The organism is Streptomonospora sediminis, from assembly GCF_054778995.1.
In genome coordinates, this window is the sequence record NZ_BAAGYZ010000112.1 from 24,883 (window position 1) to 39,723 (window position 14,841).

The following is a 14,841-nucleotide window of genomic DNA, read 5'->3' on the forward strand; positions in this document are numbered from 1 at the left end:
CAATGTTCAGGGCCGGTAACCACGCTAGGCACTTCAGGGGCTCGCGTCGGTGCTACAGCACCGCCGCAGCGCACTCTTCGAGGAGGACTCGCGCAATGAGGACGGGACTCACGACCGGGCGGCTTGCGGGCGTCACGGCGGCTACCGCCGCAGGCGTCATCGCGCTCGCGGGCTGCGGTGTCGGCGATGCCGGGGCCGGCGGCGAAATGACCATGGCGACAGGCAGCACCGGCGGCACGTACTACCCCCTTGGTAGCGAGATCGCCCAGATCTGGTCGGACAACATCGAGGGCGTCAACGTCGGTACGCAGTCCAGCGGCGCCTCGGTGGAGAACATGCGGCTGCTCGACCAGGGCGAGAACGAGCTGGTCATGGCGATCAACGGGGTCGCGGCCAATGCGGTCGACGGCGCCGCCGACTTCTCCGACGAGCCCCTGTCCAACCCGGGCGACGTGCGCATGCTCGGCAATGTCTACCCCGAGGTGCTGCAGATCGTGGCCACCGAGGAGTCCGGCATCGAGACCATCGAGGATCTGGAGGGCAAGCGGGTCGACATCGGCCCGCCCGGCAGCGGCACGGCCGTGGCCGCCCAGCAGATCATCGAGGCCTATGGCATGAGCATGGACGACATGGAGACCTTCAACAGCACGTTCGAGGACGCCTCCTCCAAGCTCAGCGACGGCCAGACCGACGCCGCGTTCGCGATCCTGGCGCTGCCGGCGGGCAGCATCGAGCAGGTCGCCACCACCAGCGACGTGAACCTGGTCGACATCACCGGCGATGGCCTGGACACGCTCACTTCCGACAACCCGAGCTACAGCCCGCTGACGATCGAGGCCGGCACGTACAACAACCAGGACGAAGCCGCTGAGACCGTCACCAACTGGGCGACGCTGTACACGACGGCCGACCTGGATGAGGAGACGGCGTACAGCCTCGTGAAGGAGATGTACGAGCGTGCCGGCGAGATCGGACACGACGTCGGCGAGCAGGTCAAGCTCGACACCGCCACCGAAGGCATGGGCGCGGTCGAGCTCCACCCGGGTGCGCAGCGCTACTACGAGGAAGAGGGTGTTCTCGGGTAGCGGCGACCGGCCGCCCGAGGGAGGGACGGCACCGGCGGCGCGCGGGCCGGTTCTCGCGCGCCGCCGTGCTGTGCGCGCGGGTTCGGGCGCGCTTGCCGCGGCCCTGCTCGTGCTGCTCGCCACCTCTTCCGGTGCTGCCGGCCGGCGGTTCCGTTTCGTGGTCACCGATACCGAGCGGGGCCGCGTGGTGCTGTCGTGCCCGGTTGCCGCAGGCGAGCACCTGACGCTGCGCTACACCCATTCGGTGAGCAAACGGCCGGTGGCCGAGGAGTTCTCGATCGCCGAGCCCGGCCTGCTGGCCATGGAGGAGATGCGCTTCGACACCTTCGGGGCGAACCTGCCGGTGGGGCCCGAGCACATCGGTTCGACCACCACCACGTTCCTGCACGAGCCGGACGGCTACCGGGTGCTGCACCACGGGAGGCCGCTGGGCACGTTGCAGCTGATGGTCAACAGCCCTGATTCCGGCCAGGTGCTGTCGCTGCCGGACGGGCGGCGCGTACGGCTGCTGGACATCGCCGAGTACGGCACACGACTGGAGTGGAGCGTCGAGGGCGGGCCCGGGGCCCGGCCCTGAGCGCGCCGGCCCGGGCACGAACCGGGCGTGAGAAACGAAGAAGGGATGGCCGATGACGAGCGACTCGCGGCCGGCGGCGCCGCCGGGGGAGGGCGCCGACTTCAGTGACATCGATGCGCAGCAGGCGGTCGCCGAACTGGAACAGCACAATGTCGCCGCCGAGACGGCGGGTGTGCGCGGCGACATACGACCGCTGTGGCGCTGGACGATCTTCGGGGTGGGGCTGCTGCTGAGCCTTTTCCACCTCTACACGGGCTACTTCGGTACCTTCCCGGGTCTGCAGCAGCGGGCGTTCCACCTGGCCCTGGGGTTGGGCATGGTGTTTCTGCTGTACCCGCACACCCCTCAGGAGACCCAGCGCCAGCGGTGGTACGGCTGGGCGCTGACGGCATCGGGTGTCGGCATCGTCATCTACACCGTTGTCGAAGGCATCGCCGAGTGGTACGTGCTGGCTCCGGCGGTGGCGGTTCTGGCCCTGGTGCAGGCCGCCCGTTATGTGCCGCTGCGGCCGATGGGGATTCCGGCGGCCGATGTGGTCCTGGCGGTGCTGGGCGCCGGATCGGGGCTGTACCTGTTCGTGTTCTATGAGGACATCGTGCGCACCCAGGGCATCATCGACCCCGCGAATGTGGCGGTGGGCACAGTGGGCATCCTGTTGGTGCTGGTGGCTGCGCAGCGGACCTTGGGCGCGGCCCTGGTGGTGCTTTCGGGGCTGATGGTGGCCTACGCGTTCTTCGGCCCGATTCTGCCGGGTTTCCTGCACCACTCCGGCTACACGATCGACCGGATCGTCACCGAGTTGTTCCTGGGTACCGAGGGCGTGTTCGGCACTCCGCTGGGGATCTCGTCGACGTTCATCTTTCTGTTCCTGATCTTCGCGGCGATGCTGACCCGCACGGGCATGGAACGGTTCTTCACCGACCTGGCGCTGGGACTGACCGGTGGCGCGACCGGTGGTACCGCCAAGGTCGGGATCGTCACCAGCGCGTTCTCGGGCACCATCACCGGAAGTTCGGTGGCCAACACCGTCAGCAACGGCGCGTTCACCATCCCGATGATGAAGCGGTCGGGTTATCCGGCCAACTATGCCGGCGCGGTCGAGGCGGCGTCCTCCACCGGGGGGCAGATCGCGCCGCCGATCATGGGTGCGGCGGCGTTCATCATGATCGAGTTCACCGGCATCCCCTACCTGCAGATCCTGCAGGCGGCGATCATCCCGGCGGTGCTGTTCTTCGTCGCGCAGTTCGTGGTCGTGCACTACGACGCCAAGAAGATGGGCATCCGCGGCATGCCCCGCAGCGTGCTGCCCAACGTGCGGTTGCTGCTGGCCACCCGCGGCTACCTGCTGGTGCCGATCATCGGGCTGTTCGGGTTGCTGTCGGTGGGCTATTCGCCGATCTTCTCGGCGATGGGCGCGATCGGGCTGACGGTCGGGGTGAACCTGCTGACGCAGGTGGTGATGTTCGCGCTGCGGCGCTGGCGCGGGATGGAGGACCGGCTGACGCCGTGGAGCCTGGTCGACGGCCTGGTGGATGCGGCGCGGGTTGCACTGCCGATCATCGTGGCCTGCGCGGCGGCGGGCATGATCGCCGGTGTCATCACGCTGACGGGTTTGGGCAACAAGCTCAGCGACGGGCTGGTGGGTGTGGCCGAGTCGATTCTGGCTCCGGCGCTGCAGGTGGTCACCTTCGGCCTGCTCGACGCCACGACCGGGCTGCTGCTGTGCACCCTGGTGCTGACGATGCTGGCGTGTTTGATCCTGGGCATCGGTGTGCCCACGACGGCCAACTACGTCATCACCGCCACGCTGGCCGCTCCCGCGATCATGGTGATCCTGGAGCCGGGGGTGGAGCAGAACACGGTCGCGGTGCTGCTGATGGCGCACATGTTCGTCTACTACTTCGGGGTGATGGCCGACATCACGCCGCCGGTCTGCCTGGCGGCGTATGCGGCCTCGGGGATCTCCGGCGGCAATCCGATCATGACGGGTGTGCACTCGGTGCGGATCGCGGTGTCGGGGTTCCTGGTGCCCTACATGTTCGTGTTCTCCCCGCAGTTGCTGCTGCAGGACGTGACATGGCTGACCGGCACCTGGGTGGTGGCGACCTCGCTGGTGGGCGTGTGGCTGGTGGGTATCGCCGTCGTCGGCTACGTGCAGGCCCGCCTGCACTGGTCGCTGCGCCTGCTGGTGGGTGCGGCCGGGCTGGCGATGCTGCACGCGGGCTGGGAGAGCGATGCCGCGGGGTTGGCCGTTGCGGCGGCGGTGCTGGGTTGGCAGTTCTGGAGGAACCGCGGCCCGCGCGGCGCCCCGCAGGGCGACCGCCCCACGCAGGCTCCGGCGGTGCCCTGAGGGCCGCGGCGGGCCCGTCCCTGCGCCGGGACGGGCCCGCCGGCAGGACGGCGGCCCGCCGGGCATGGCCTAGCCTGGGGGCGTGAGCCAGAGTCGTACCTACCAAGTGCGGACCTACGGCTGCCAGATGAACGTCCACGACTCCGAGCGCCTTTCGGGCCTGCTGGAGGACGCGGGCTACGAACGTGCAGCCGAGGGCACCGCCGCCGACGTCGTCGTGTTCAACACCTGTGCGGTCCGGGAGAACGCCGACAACCGCCTCTACGGCAACCTCGGGCATCTGCGCCCGGTCAAGGACGCCCGACCCGGTATGCAGATCGCGGTCGGGGGGTGCCTGGCGCAGAAGGACCGCGGCGAGATCGTGCGCCGCGCGCCGTGGGTGGACGTGGTCTTCGGCACGCACAACATCGGGTCGCTGCCGGTGCTGTTGGAGCGCGCCCGGGTGCAGCGCGAGGCCCAGGTCGAGATCGAGGAGTCTCTTTCGACCTTCCCCTCCACACTGCCCAGCCGCCGCGAGTCCGCCTATGCCGCTTGGGTGTCGGTCTCGGTGGGCTGCAACAACAGCTGTACGTTCTGCATCGTCCCCGCGCTGCGCGGCAAGGAGAAGGACCGCCGCCCCGGCGACGTCCTGGCCGAGGTCCGGGCCTTGGTCGGCGAGGGGGTCGCCGAGGTCACCCTGCTGGGCCAGAACGTCAATGCCTACGGCAGCGAGTTCGGCGACCGGCAGGCGTTCTCCAAGCTGCTGCGGGCGTGCGGCGGCATTGAGGGCCTGGAGCGCGTGCGGTTCACCTCGCCGCACCCGCGCGACTTCACCGACGACGTCATCGAGGCGATGGCCGAGACCCCTAATGTCATGCCGCAGTTGCACATGCCGCTGCAGTCGGGATCCAGCCGGGTGCTGAAGGCGATGCGGCGGTCCTACCGCCAGGAGCGCTACCTGGGCATCGTGCACAAGGTGCGCGCCGCCATGCCCGACGCCGCCATCACCACCGACATAATCGTGGGCTTCCCCGGCGAGACCGAGGACGATTTCCAGGAAACCTTGAACGTGGTGCGCGAGGCCCGTTTCGCCGCTGCGTTCACCTTCCAGTACTCCAAGCGCCCCGGAACCCCGGCCGCCGAGATGGAGGGCCAGCTGCCCAAGGAGGTTGTCCAGGAGCGCTATGAGCGCCTGGTGGCCCTGCAGGAGCAGATTTCGGCCGAGGAGAACCGGAAATTGGTCGGCAACGAAGTCGAGTTGCTGGTGGCCGAAGGCGAAGGGCGCAAGGACGGCGAGCGGCGCCGGCTGTCGGGGCGCGCCCCCGACAACCGGCTGGTGCACTTCTCCGTCGACGACGACACAGCGGCGTCGCTGCGGCCGGGCGATCTCGCCACCGTCGAGCTCACCTACGCCGCCCCGCACCACTTGGTGGCCGATTCCGGTGTGCGTGCGGTGCGCCACACCCGGGCCGGCGACGCGTGGGCGGCCCGCAACGGCCGCGAACCCGCCCAGCCCGGTGTGCTGCTGGGCATGCCCGCGGTCGGTGCCCCCGAACCCCTGCCTGCGGCCACTGAAGGCTGCGGGGCCGGCTGAGGCCGCGGCGGGGCGCCCCGCCGCGGCGGCCGGTGCGGCCGGTGCCGCCCCGCCTCAGCTCCGGCTGCCGCCCAGGTGCAGCGGCAGCCGGATCAACCGGCGCAGGCCCGGGCGCGGCATCCATTCCAGGTCGTCTTCAGCCACGGCCAGCGCCAGGCCGGGGTAGCGGTCGAAGATGCCGGTCAAGGCGACCTCGCCTTCCTGGCGGGCCAGTGCGGCGCCCAGGCAGTAGTGCAGGCCGTGCCCGAACCCGGTGTGCTGCTCGCCGCGTGTCTCGTAGGTGCGGGTGATGTCGAGCCGGGCGGGATCGTCGAACCTGCGCGGGTCGCGGTTGGCCGTGACCAGCAGCGCCTGCACTGAATCGCCCTGGCGGATCTGCGTATCGCCGATTGCGGTGTCCTCGGTGGCCCACCGCGGCCGGGTCGCCATGACCGGCCCGCACCAGCGCATCAGCTCGTGGACGGCGCGCGGCGCGAGCTCGGGGTCGCCGCGCAGCAGGGCGAGCTGGTCGGGGTGGGTGAGCAGGGCTGTGACACCGTTGCCGATCAGGTGGGCGGTGGTCTCGTGCCCGGCGATGACCAGAGTGAGCACCATGGTGATCAGCTCGTCCTCGGTGAGCCGGTCGCCGTCGTCGTCGCGCACGGCGATCAGGGCGTCGAGGAGGCTGTCGCCCGGTGCTTCGCGCCGCTCGGCGATCATCGTGCGGATGTGCTCGACCATGTCGACCACTGCGGGCCCCATCCGTTCCGGGGACTGCAGGTTGACCAGGTCGTTGCCCCATTTGCGCCACAGCGGCCGGTCCTGCTCGGGCACGCCGACCATCTCGCAGATGACGGTGATGGGCAGCGGGTAGGCGAAGTGCTCGACAAGGTCGACGACGCCGTCCTCGGCGTGGTCGGGCAGGGCGTCGAGCAGGTCGGCGGTGATCTGCTCGACGCGGGGCCGCAGTTCGCTGACGCGGCGCACGGTGAAGGTGCGCGAAACCAGCTTGCGCAGCCGGGTGTGGTCGGGCGGGTCGCTGTCCAGCATGGTGTCGGCCAGATAGGGCACGTACTCCTCGGGAAGCCCAAGGGTGGCCAGGAGTTCGGCGCGCTTGTCGGTTTCGATTCCCGGCACGGAGACCGGGTTGTTGGCGAAGCGCGGGTCGTCCAGGACGTGGCGGACGTCGTCGTGCCGGGTGACCAGCCACAGCAGTGACCCGTCGAGGTTGCGGGCGCGCACGGCCGGCGCCTGCTCGCGGATGCGCCCGAACCCGGTGTAGGGGTCGCGGAGGAGTTCGGGGTCGAGCGGGTCGATGATGCCGGGACCGGGGTCCGGAGTCGTGTCTTGGGTGGAAGCGCTCATGGCTGTGCCCTCCTTGGCGGTTTCAGGTCCGCTTCTGGCGGTCGATCTCTTCGTATACGCGGGCGAGCAGCCGCTCCAGCAGCCCGACGACGCGGGGCGCGGCCGCGCGGACCGGAGCGGGGTCGTCACCTGGGGTTTCCAGGGACGAGTTCAGGATGTGGGCGAGCATGTCGGCGTCGTCCTGGGCATGGGAGTCCCCGCTGGTGCGCAGTGTCTCGGTGGCGGTCTCGGTGGCGATGTAGCCGTAGAAGACGCGGAAGTAGGCGTGCAGCTGCAGTTCCAGCGGGGTGTCGGTGCGCACCGCCCCGTGCTCGCGCAGCACCTCGAAGTAGCCGGTCATGACCTGCACCCGGACCTGCGCGTAGTCGTGGAGCTCGCGGGTGCCGCTCTGCGTGAGCGAGCCGAGGGTCTCGCTGTCGCCGAGCAGCATCGCCCGGGCGATGGGGTTCTCCAGGAGCATGAGGTAGTTGGTGCGGGCAAAGGCGCTGGGCAGGGCGCGTTCGGGGTCGTGGCGGATCGCGTCGATCTGCCGGCGGAGGATGGCGGCCTGGGCGCGCATCAGCACGGTGAGGAACAGCAGTTCCTTGGTGTGGAAGTGCAGGTAGACGGTGCCTTTGCCGACTCCGGCGCGTTTGGCCACGTCGCCGATCGTCACGCGGCGGTATCCCCATGCCACGAGCAGTTCGCAGGCGGTGTCGAGGATGCGTTCGGCGCGTGCGTCGCGTTCGGCATCTGCGCCCGGGGGCTGCGGGCCGCTTGCTGCCTGGTCGAGCTGGGCCACGGCGTGCTGACTCCTTGGATCGTGCTTGGTGCGGGTTGTTCGGTGCGCTCTTATGACGGTTTGACTCGATTTCAAATCTGGTCATGCGGTCATGACTTGACGCTAGCACCGCCCCAGCGGGGCGCAAGGGCGCCGAACGTCAGAAAGCCGTAAAGACCCGCCGGCGCGCGCGGTAGCCTCGCCCTTGTGCTGATCGCCGCCGCCGTGTGCCCCCACCCGCCTCTGCTGTTGCCGCAGGTCGCGCAGGGGGCCGCCGGCGAGCTGGCGGGGCTGCGGGCGGCCTGCGACCGGGCCGCCGCTGCGCTGGCCGCATCCGGTCCGGACACGGTCGCGGTCGTGGGGTGCGGCGGCGCCGACCGGACGCACGGCCCGGACGCCTCCGGCGCCCTGGACGACTACGGCGTGCCCGTGCGGGTCGGTCCCGGACCGCGGGTGCTGCCGTTGTCGCTGACGGTGGGCCGGTGGCTGGCCGAGCGGGCAGGACTGCGCCCGGATCACTACGCCGAGGTTGGCGCCTCCACCGCACCGCAGGAGTGCGCCGAGCGCGGCGCCGGGCTGGCCGCGGCGGCCGAGCGGGTGGCGCTGCTGGTCATGGGCGACGGCAGCGCGCGCCGCGGCGAACACGCGCCCGGCATCCCCGATGAACGCGCCGACCCGTTCGACACCGGGGTGGCCGGGGCGCTGGCCGCGGCCGACACCGCCGCGCTGCAGCGGATCGGCCCCGCAACGGCGGCCGAGCTGATGGCGGGCGGCCGGGCGGCCTGGCAGGTGCTGGCGGGCGCGGCAACCGGCGCAGGACTGCGCGGGGAGCTGCTGGCCCACGAGGCGCCCTACGGTGTGGGCTACTTTGCGGCGCTGTGGCGCTGAGCGGGCGCTTGGGCGGGGCGGTGGTTCAGGAGGAGCGGGCGGCGGTCTGCGCGGTGCGGACGAGTTCCACCGACCGCTCGACCAGGCCGGGGTCGTCGTGGCCGAGCCAGTGCACGCGCGGGTCGCGCCGGAACCAGGACTCCTGGCGGCGCGCGAAGCGGCGGGTGGCGCGCACGGTTTCGGCGCGGGCCTCCTCCTCGCTGCAGGACCCCTCCAGAAAGCGCAGCACCTGGGCATACCCCAGCGCGCGCGACGCGGTGCGGCTCCCGGCAAGGCCGTGCCCGCAAAGCGCGCGCACCTCCTCGACCAGCCCGGCGCGCCACATCCGCTGCACGCGCTCCTCGATGCGCGCGTCGAGCTCGGGCCGCGGCACGTGCACCCCGATCTGCACGCAGGGGTAGCGCGAGGTGTGCGCGGGCAGGGTCGCGGTGAACGGCCGCCCGGTCAGTTCGATGACCTCCAGCGCCCGGACGATGCGCCGGCCGTTGCCGGGCAGGATGGCCTCCGCCGCTGCCGGGTCGTGTCCGGCCAGCCGCGCGTGGAGCGCGGCGGGTCCGTGCTCGCCCAGTTCGGACTCCAACCGCGCCCGGATCGCCGGATCGGTGCCAGGAAAGTCCAACTCGTCCAGTGCGGCCCGCACGTACAGGCCCGAGCCGCCCACCAGGACCGGTGCCGCGCCGCGCTCGCGCAGCCCGTCGATGCGGGCCCGGGCCAGCTCCTGGTACTCGGCGACGTTGGCGGTGCGGGTGACCTCCCAGATGTCGAGCAGATGGTGGGGCACCCCGCGGCGCTCGGCCGGGTCCAGCTTGGCGGTTCCGATGTCCATGCCGCGGTAGAGCTGCATGGAGTCGGCGTTGATGATCTCGGCACCGCCGGTTCCGGCGCCCAGCCGCAGCGCCAGTTCGACGGCAAGGTCGGACTTTCCGGCGGCGGTGGCCCCGACTACGGCGATGACCGGGATCTGCGCACCGTCCTGCCGACTGTTCACGGGTACTGCACCTCGCGGTTTCCGTCTCGCCTCGCGCGCCCACCGCCCTGCCTGCGGTGCCGCGCTGTCCGGTTTCCAGTGTGGCAGCAGTGCCGAACCGCAACCGGCCGCCCGCCGCCCGGCCGGGGCTGCGCAGCACGGCGCGGCGCCGGTGGATGGCCGCTTAGGATGAAGGCCATGCGATTCGCCAAAGGACACGGCACCGAGAACGACTTCGTGATCCTCCCCGATCCCGACGGTGCACTGGACCTGCGCCCCGCCGCGGTGGCCGCGCTGTGCGACCGCCGCGCCGGTATCGGCGGCGACGGCGTGCTGCGCGTGGTGCGCACCGCCGCGTTGGGCGAGACGCTGACCGGCCCCGCCGCCTCGGCGGCCGAATGCGAGTGGTTCATGGACTACCGCAACGCCGACGGCAGTGTCGCCGAAATGTGCGGCAACGGGGTGCGGGTGTTCGCCCGCTACCTGCACGACCGCGGCCTGGCACAGGGTCGCGAACTGTCGGTGGGCACCCGCGCCGGTGCGCGCCGGGTGGTCTTGGAGGACGGCGGCGACGTGACCGTCGACATGGGCCGCCCCGAGCTGCTCGGCCAGGGCAGTGCGGTGCTGGCCGACGGCACCGTCGAAGGCACGCGGGTATGGGTGGGCAACCCGCACCTGGCCTGCCGCGTCGACCGCAGCCCGGCCGAGATCGACCTGAGCGGGCGCCCGCGCCTGGACACCGCGGAGTTCCCGGAAGGCGCCAACGTCGAAGTGTTCGCCGCAGCGGCCCCCGGGGTCCTGGAGATGCGCGTCAATGAGCGCGGTTCGGGCGAGACCCGTTCCTGCGGCACCGGCATCGTCGCCGTTGCGGCGGCCGCGAGCACACCCGGCGAGGGCGCCACCTGGCGGGTGCGTGTCCCGGGCGGCGAGTGCCTCGTCTACCTCGACGCCGAAGGCGCCCGCCTCCGCGGCCCCGCCACTATCGTCGCCGAGGGCGAAGTCCTGCTGGACCTGGGCACATAGCCGCCCCCGTCACCGACGGCCGGATTCTCACCGGAAGAGTTGGTCGGCGGTGTGGATGTCGATGGCGCGGTCGAGCCAGGTGTTGAGTGTTTCGGGGTCGGTGCAGGTGGTGATGCGTGTGCGGTCTTCTTCGGAGATGGTGATGCCGCGGGCCTTCAGCACCCGGAGGACGGATTCGGCCTTGCCTTCGGCCTTGCCCCGGCCGTAGTACTTGCGGGCGAACTCGCTGTGGTACGGGTGGGCGGCGGTCATCGCCTTTGGTTCCTTGGGCTGTGGTGGTCGGTTGTGGGTGGTGCTCAGGCAAAGAGTTGGTCGGCGGTGTGGATGTCGACGGCGCGGTCGAGCCAGGTGTTGAGTGTTTCGGGGTCGGTGCAGGTGGTGATGCGTGTGCGGTTGTCCTCGGAGATGGTGATGCCGCGGGCCTTCAGCACCCGGAGGACGGATTCGGCCTTGGCTTCGGCCTTGCCTTCCTCCCGGCCTTCCGCTAGGCCTTCGACCTTGCCTTGGCTGGCGTACTTGCGGGCGAACTCGCTGTGGTACCTGTCGGTGGTTTTCTCCATCATGTCCTCCAACTTTTTCCAGGTGCCCTCGGACAACATGCTGCGTAGGAAGTCATAGTAGAGCGCGGACTCCTCCTCGGGCAGTGATTTCAACGCGTCGATGCTGGCCAAGAGGGTCTTCTCGTTGTCGTCGCCGTGGGTGACGGCCGACAGGATGGTGATTTCGGGCATCTCCCGCGCTTCCTCCGGTGTGGTCACCACCGGCATCTGCTGGGGACCGAGTACCAGCGGTACCAGGTACGAATCGGGGTTGCCCAGCGCGATGGGCTCGGCCGCCCATCTGGCCGTGGCATCTTGGTCGCAGATCACCAGGAGCACCGTGGGGCACTCCAGGCGCGCGCGGACGGTGGCGACATAGACCGGCCAGGAGTAGGCCTTGCGGACCGCCGGTTTGCTCTGGACCTCGACGACCACCGCCATGCGTACAACGCCTGCGCGGGTGAAGGTGACCACCCCGTCGGCCTTGTAGTCCTTGGGTTGCATGTCGGGGCACTCGGTGGACCCCATGGCGGCTTGGTCGTGGTCGGGGATGTCGACGCCGGAGATCTCCAGCAGCGTCGCCGCCATTTCGGGGCGGTGGCGCAGCAAATCCAGCGGCATCTCGTGTTTCGTGCTGGGCATGGCGGAAAGTTACCGACATCTCGCCAGGCCGGGCGGCGTTTCCGTTGATTTCGCGGTCGTTCGGGGGCAAGTTTGTTCACCCTGTGTGTCCGATACTTACCGTGATCGTGCACTGACGCGGCACAACAGCCCGGATTGAGTGGTGGCGTCCCGGCTGCGGCGGCGAGGACCTGCGGCGGCCGCTTCGTATGCAGTGCTGCAAATCCGTGCGCGCCCAGTGCAGCGGTAATCGCTCCCGCGGTCTCGGGACGGCCCGAAACCGGGGGCTCGACGCCCGACGCCCAACCGCGCCATGCGCAACGTTCAGCGGCCGAGCAGCACCGCCGGGTCGAGCCCGCGGATGGAGGCGTCGAGTACCTGGGCGGTGTGGGCGACGGAGATCGGCGTGCCGGCGCGCTGCATGGCCGAGGCGATCTGCAGCGTGCACCCCGGGTTGCCCGCGACCAGCAGGTCGGTGCCGGTGGAGTGCACGTCCGCGCTTTTTCGGTCGCCCAGGTCAGCGGCTGCCTGCGGGCGCAGCAGGTTGTAGACCCCGGCCGAACCGCAGCAGATCTCCGGGTTGGGCAGGTCGGCCACCTCCAGGTTAGGGATCGCCCGCAGCAGCTCGCGCGGCTGGGCGGTGATCCCCTGGCCGTGGGAGAGGTGGCAGGCGTCGTGGTAGGCGGCGCGCACCGGCAGCGGGTGGCGGGGCGCCCGCGGGCCCAGGTCCGCCAGGTACTCGGCCAGGTCCACGACCTGAGCCGACAGCGCCTCGGCGCGGCGCACCTCAGCGGCGCCTGCACCGGCCTCCTCCAGCACTCGCCCGTAGTGCTTCATCGTGCCGCCGCACCCGGCGGAGTTGACGACCACCGCGTCGACCCCTGCCTCGGTGAAGGCGGCGACGGTGGCGCGCGCGAAGTCGGCGGCCTCCTCAGCGCGGCCGGCGTGGGCCGACAACGCACCGCAGCAGCCCTGGGTGCTCGGGATGACCACATCGCAGCCCTCGCTGGCCAGCACCCGTGCGGTTGCGGTGTTGACCTGGGGGAAGAACGCCCCTTGCACGCAGCCGGTGAGCATGCCGACCACGGCGCGGCGCCGACCGCGCGCCGGGACGGTCTCCGGCAGGCGGGGGACGCCGCCGGTCAGCGGCGGGGCGACCCGCTCCATGGTGGCCAGCGAAGGCGAGATCCGCTCCAGCACGCCCGAGCGGCGCACCAGCCGGCTCAACCCGCTGGCCTGGTAGGCCCTCAGCGGTGCGCGCATCAGCTCCAGCCGCCGGCGGTAGGGGAACAGCGCGAAGACGGCCGTGCGCAGCAGCCGCTCGCCGGCGGTGCGGTGGTGCTGGCGTTCCACCGTGGCGCGTGTGGTTTCGATCAGCGCGTCGTAGGCCACGCCCGAGGGGCAGGAGCTGACGCAGGCAAGGCAGCCCAGGCAGTTGTCGAACGCGCTGACGGCGGCCTCGTTGAGGACGTCGTCCTCTCGGGTCTGGCCCATCAGGTGGATGCGTCCGCGCGGGGAGTCCATCTCCTCGCCCCACAGCACATAGGTGGGGCAGGTCGGCAGGCAGAACCCGCAGTGGACGCAGTCGTCCAGGAGGTCGTCGAAGGAGCGGGAGCCCTCGTGGGCGCCTGGGGCGGTACCGCTTTCGGTCACGGTCTCCTACCTTTCCGCGCGGTGTTCGGTGCGGGGTGGGGGCGGGGTGCGGCCGTGCCGGTCCCACCCCGTTCGTCATGCCCGGAAGTCTTTGTGCTCTTATGTCATGTCATCCCCGGTCAGGTCGTGCGGGATCCCGCCGTACCCTTCCGGATCCGTGCGAGCCGGGTCGCTCCCGGGGCAGCCGGCCGGTCAGATACCGCCGGCGAAGCGGCCGGGAGCCAGCAGCCCGTGCGGGTCGAACCGCTGCTTGACGGCGCGCATCAGCTCCAGGCCGGGCACCTCTCCCCAGCGGTCGAGATCCGCGCCGGCCAGCGCGGGGGAGCTGCGGGCGATCGTGAGGCCGGTTTCGGAGCCGGCGCCGGCGCGCACCCGCGCCGCCACGGCGCCCACTGCCGCGGCGCCGGCCGATGCGGGCAGCGCCGCGAACAGGACGCCGGCCCCGGCCGAACCGCGGATGCCGGCGGCGGTGCCCTCTTCGCGGGCGGCCTCGCGCACCAGGCGGGCGGCCGGGGCAACCTGCCCGATGGGCGCGGTGACCTTGAGCAGCGTGTCCTCGGGCCCGCCGGGCAGGGTGCCCCAGCCCGCGGGCGGGTCCCCGGCGATGGCGGGTCCGGCCGGTACCGCGGCGACGGCGCGGGCGCGGGCGTCGATGCCGCCTTCGGCACCTTCCAGCAGGACGTGCAGTGTCGGCGGGCCGTCCGCGGGCCAGTCGAGTTCGACACCGGCGGGTACGGCGCCCGACACCAGCACGCGCTGCGTCCACTCTTGGGCGGTTTCGGGATCGGGGGCGGTGGCGCTGATGGTGCGCAGCGCCTGCGGCAGGGGGTGCAGCCGGAAGGTGACCGAGGTGATCAACCCGAGGGTGCCCATAGCGCCGGTGTGTAGTTTCCCCAGGTCGTAGCCTGCGACGTTCTTGACGACCCGCCCACCGGAGGATGCGGCGATGCCGTCGGCACGCACCGCGGTCATGCCGATGATGAGGTCGCGCAGCGGTCCGTGCAGCAGGCGCCGCGGGCCGCTGAGCCCGGTGGCCACGGCTCCGCCCACGGTGCCGCCGGCCACCAGCGCGTCGAGGGTGAGGCGCTGTCCGGCCGCGGCCAGCGCCGACTGCAGGTCGGCAAGTGATGTGCCGGCGCCGGCCCGGACGACGAGGTCGCCGGCGGCGTGCTCGATGCCGGTGAGCGCCGCGGTCTCCAGCACCAGGTCGCAGCGCCGCGGCGGTGCGCCCCAGTCGCAGGCGGTGCCGTTGCCGCGGATGACGGTGGCCAGGCCGCGGCGGTGGGCGGCCGCCAGCAGCTCGGCCGCCGCGGCGGTGTCGGGCGGTGCCGCGACGTAGCGGGGGGTCGTTCCGCCGATCGCGTCGCCGGGGCGGCCCGCGCGCAATGGCGCTCCGCTCCGGCTGAGCTCCGCGGCGTCGCCGGGGGGTGCGGTGGTGGTGTCGTCCGGTGTCACTGGTGT

13 protein-coding genes are annotated in these 14,841 nt (G+C 71.3%); 6 read left to right on the plus strand and 7 right to left on the minus strand.

Annotation, left to right across the window (positions count from 1 at the left end; all coding sequences use genetic code 11):
• Positions 1-95: 95 nt before the first annotated feature.
• The 4 genes from ACYVD5_RS21520 (at position 96) to miaB (ending at position 5,585) form a co-directional block, all read left to right on the plus strand.
• On the plus strand, positions 96-1,085 hold the full coding sequence (locus ACYVD5_RS21520) for a TAXI family TRAP transporter solute-binding subunit (RefSeq protein ID WP_461002916.1): 990 nt from the start codon (positions 96-98) through the stop codon (positions 1,083-1,085).
• Entirely contained in the window at positions 1,072-1,662 is a 591-nt protein-coding gene (locus tag ACYVD5_RS21525; RefSeq protein WP_461002917.1) for a DUF1850 domain-containing protein, read from the plus strand. Before ACYVD5_RS21520 ends, ACYVD5_RS21525 begins: the two co-directional genes overlap by 14 nt.
• A 52-nt stretch (positions 1,663-1,714) precedes the next feature.
• Positions 1,715-4,012 carry a TRAP transporter permease gene (locus tag ACYVD5_RS21530; RefSeq protein ID WP_461002918.1) on the plus strand — a complete coding sequence of 766 codons (2,298 nt, stop codon included), beginning with the start codon at positions 1,715-1,717 and terminating at the stop codon, positions 4,010-4,012.
• A 106-nt stretch (positions 4,013-4,118) separates the two neighbouring features.
• Complete coding sequence (miaB, locus tag ACYVD5_RS21535) at positions 4,119-5,585, plus strand: tRNA (N6-isopentenyl adenosine(37)-C2)-methylthiotransferase MiaB (protein ID WP_461002998.1); 1,467 nt, start codon at positions 4,119-4,121, stop codon at positions 5,583-5,585.
• A 54-nt stretch (positions 5,586-5,639) separates the two neighbouring features.
• Here miaB and ACYVD5_RS21540 read toward each other — a convergent pair whose 3' ends face one another.
• Both ACYVD5_RS21540 and ACYVD5_RS21545 read right to left on the minus strand, forming a co-directional pair.
• The gene (locus ACYVD5_RS21540) at positions 5,640-6,929 is read right to left on the minus strand and encodes a cytochrome P450 family protein (RefSeq protein WP_461002919.1); all 1,290 of its coding nucleotides are present in this window, start codon (positions 6,927-6,929) and stop codon (positions 5,640-5,642) included.
• Positions 6,930-6,951: 22 nt separating this feature from the next.
• Positions 6,952-7,710: a TetR/AcrR family transcriptional regulator gene (locus ACYVD5_RS21545; RefSeq protein WP_461002920.1), complete on the minus strand. Its 759-nt coding sequence runs from the start codon at positions 7,708-7,710 to the stop codon at positions 6,952-6,954.
• Positions 7,711-7,896: 186 nt separating this feature from the next.
• Here ACYVD5_RS21545 and ACYVD5_RS21550 point away from each other — a divergent pair, with 186 nt between their 5' ends.
• Positions 7,897-8,577: a class III extradiol ring-cleavage dioxygenase family protein gene (locus ACYVD5_RS21550; RefSeq protein ID WP_461002921.1), complete on the plus strand. Its 681-nt coding sequence runs from the start codon at positions 7,897-7,899 to the stop codon at positions 8,575-8,577.
• A gap of 25 nt (positions 8,578-8,602) precedes the next feature.
• Here ACYVD5_RS21550 and miaA read toward each other — a convergent pair whose 3' ends face one another.
• The gene (gene miaA / locus ACYVD5_RS21555) at positions 8,603-9,565 is read right to left on the minus strand and encodes a tRNA (adenosine(37)-N6)-dimethylallyltransferase MiaA (RefSeq protein ID WP_461002922.1); all 963 of its coding nucleotides are present in this window, start codon (positions 9,563-9,565) and stop codon (positions 8,603-8,605) included.
• A gap of 177 nt (positions 9,566-9,742) precedes the next feature.
• Between miaA and dapF the strand changes: the two genes are divergently transcribed.
• A complete protein-coding gene (gene dapF / locus ACYVD5_RS21560; RefSeq protein ID WP_461002923.1) occupies positions 9,743-10,567 on the plus strand; it encodes a diaminopimelate epimerase in 825 nt (274 codons plus the stop codon).
• A 27-nt stretch (positions 10,568-10,594) separates the two neighbouring features.
• Here dapF and ACYVD5_RS21565 read toward each other — a convergent pair whose 3' ends face one another.
• From ACYVD5_RS21565 to ACYVD5_RS21580, 4 genes are all read right to left on the minus strand, one after another.
• Positions 10,595-10,819 carry a hypothetical protein gene (locus ACYVD5_RS21565; protein WP_461002924.1) on the minus strand — a complete coding sequence of 75 codons (225 nt, stop codon included), beginning with the start codon at positions 10,817-10,819 and terminating at the stop codon, positions 10,595-10,597.
• 44 nt (positions 10,820-10,863) lie between these two features.
• The gene (locus tag ACYVD5_RS21570) at positions 10,864-11,748 is read right to left on the minus strand and encodes an RpnC/YadD family protein (protein ID WP_461002925.1); all 885 of its coding nucleotides are present in this window, start codon (positions 11,746-11,748) and stop codon (positions 10,864-10,866) included.
• Between the two features lie 303 nt (positions 11,749-12,051).
• Positions 12,052-13,380, minus strand: a complete 1,329-nt coding sequence (locus ACYVD5_RS21575) for a (Fe-S)-binding protein (RefSeq protein ID WP_461002926.1) — start codon at positions 13,378-13,380, stop codon at positions 12,052-12,054.
• 192 nt (positions 13,381-13,572) lie between these two features.
• Positions 13,573-14,835 (minus strand): FAD-binding oxidoreductase, encoded by a 1,263-nt coding sequence (locus ACYVD5_RS21580; protein ID WP_461002927.1) that lies wholly within the window; start codon positions 14,833-14,835, stop codon positions 13,573-13,575.
• Positions 14,836-14,841: the final 6 nt, after the last annotated feature.

Coding starts and splice junctions, on each gene's coding strand:
- ACYVD5_RS21565 (WP_461002924.1), bottom strand. CDS start 10,819: ATGACCGCCGCCCACCCGTACCACAGCGAGTTCGCCCGCAAGTACTAC.
- dapF (WP_461002923.1), top strand. CDS start 9,743: ATGCGATTCGCCAAAGGACACGGCACCGAGAACGACTTCGTGATCCTC.
- ACYVD5_RS21570 (WP_461002925.1), bottom strand. CDS start 11,748: ATGCCCAGCACGAAACACGAGATGCCGCTGGATTTGCTGCGCCACCGC.
- ACYVD5_RS21530 (WP_461002918.1), top strand. CDS start 1,715: ATGACGAGCGACTCGCGGCCGGCGGCGCCGCCGGGGGAGGGCGCCGAC.
- ACYVD5_RS21520 (WP_461002916.1), top strand. CDS start 96: ATGAGGACGGGACTCACGACCGGGCGGCTTGCGGGCGTCACGGCGGCT.
- ACYVD5_RS21540 (WP_461002919.1), bottom strand. CDS start 6,929: ATGAGCGCTTCCACCCAAGACACGACTCCGGACCCCGGTCCCGGCATC.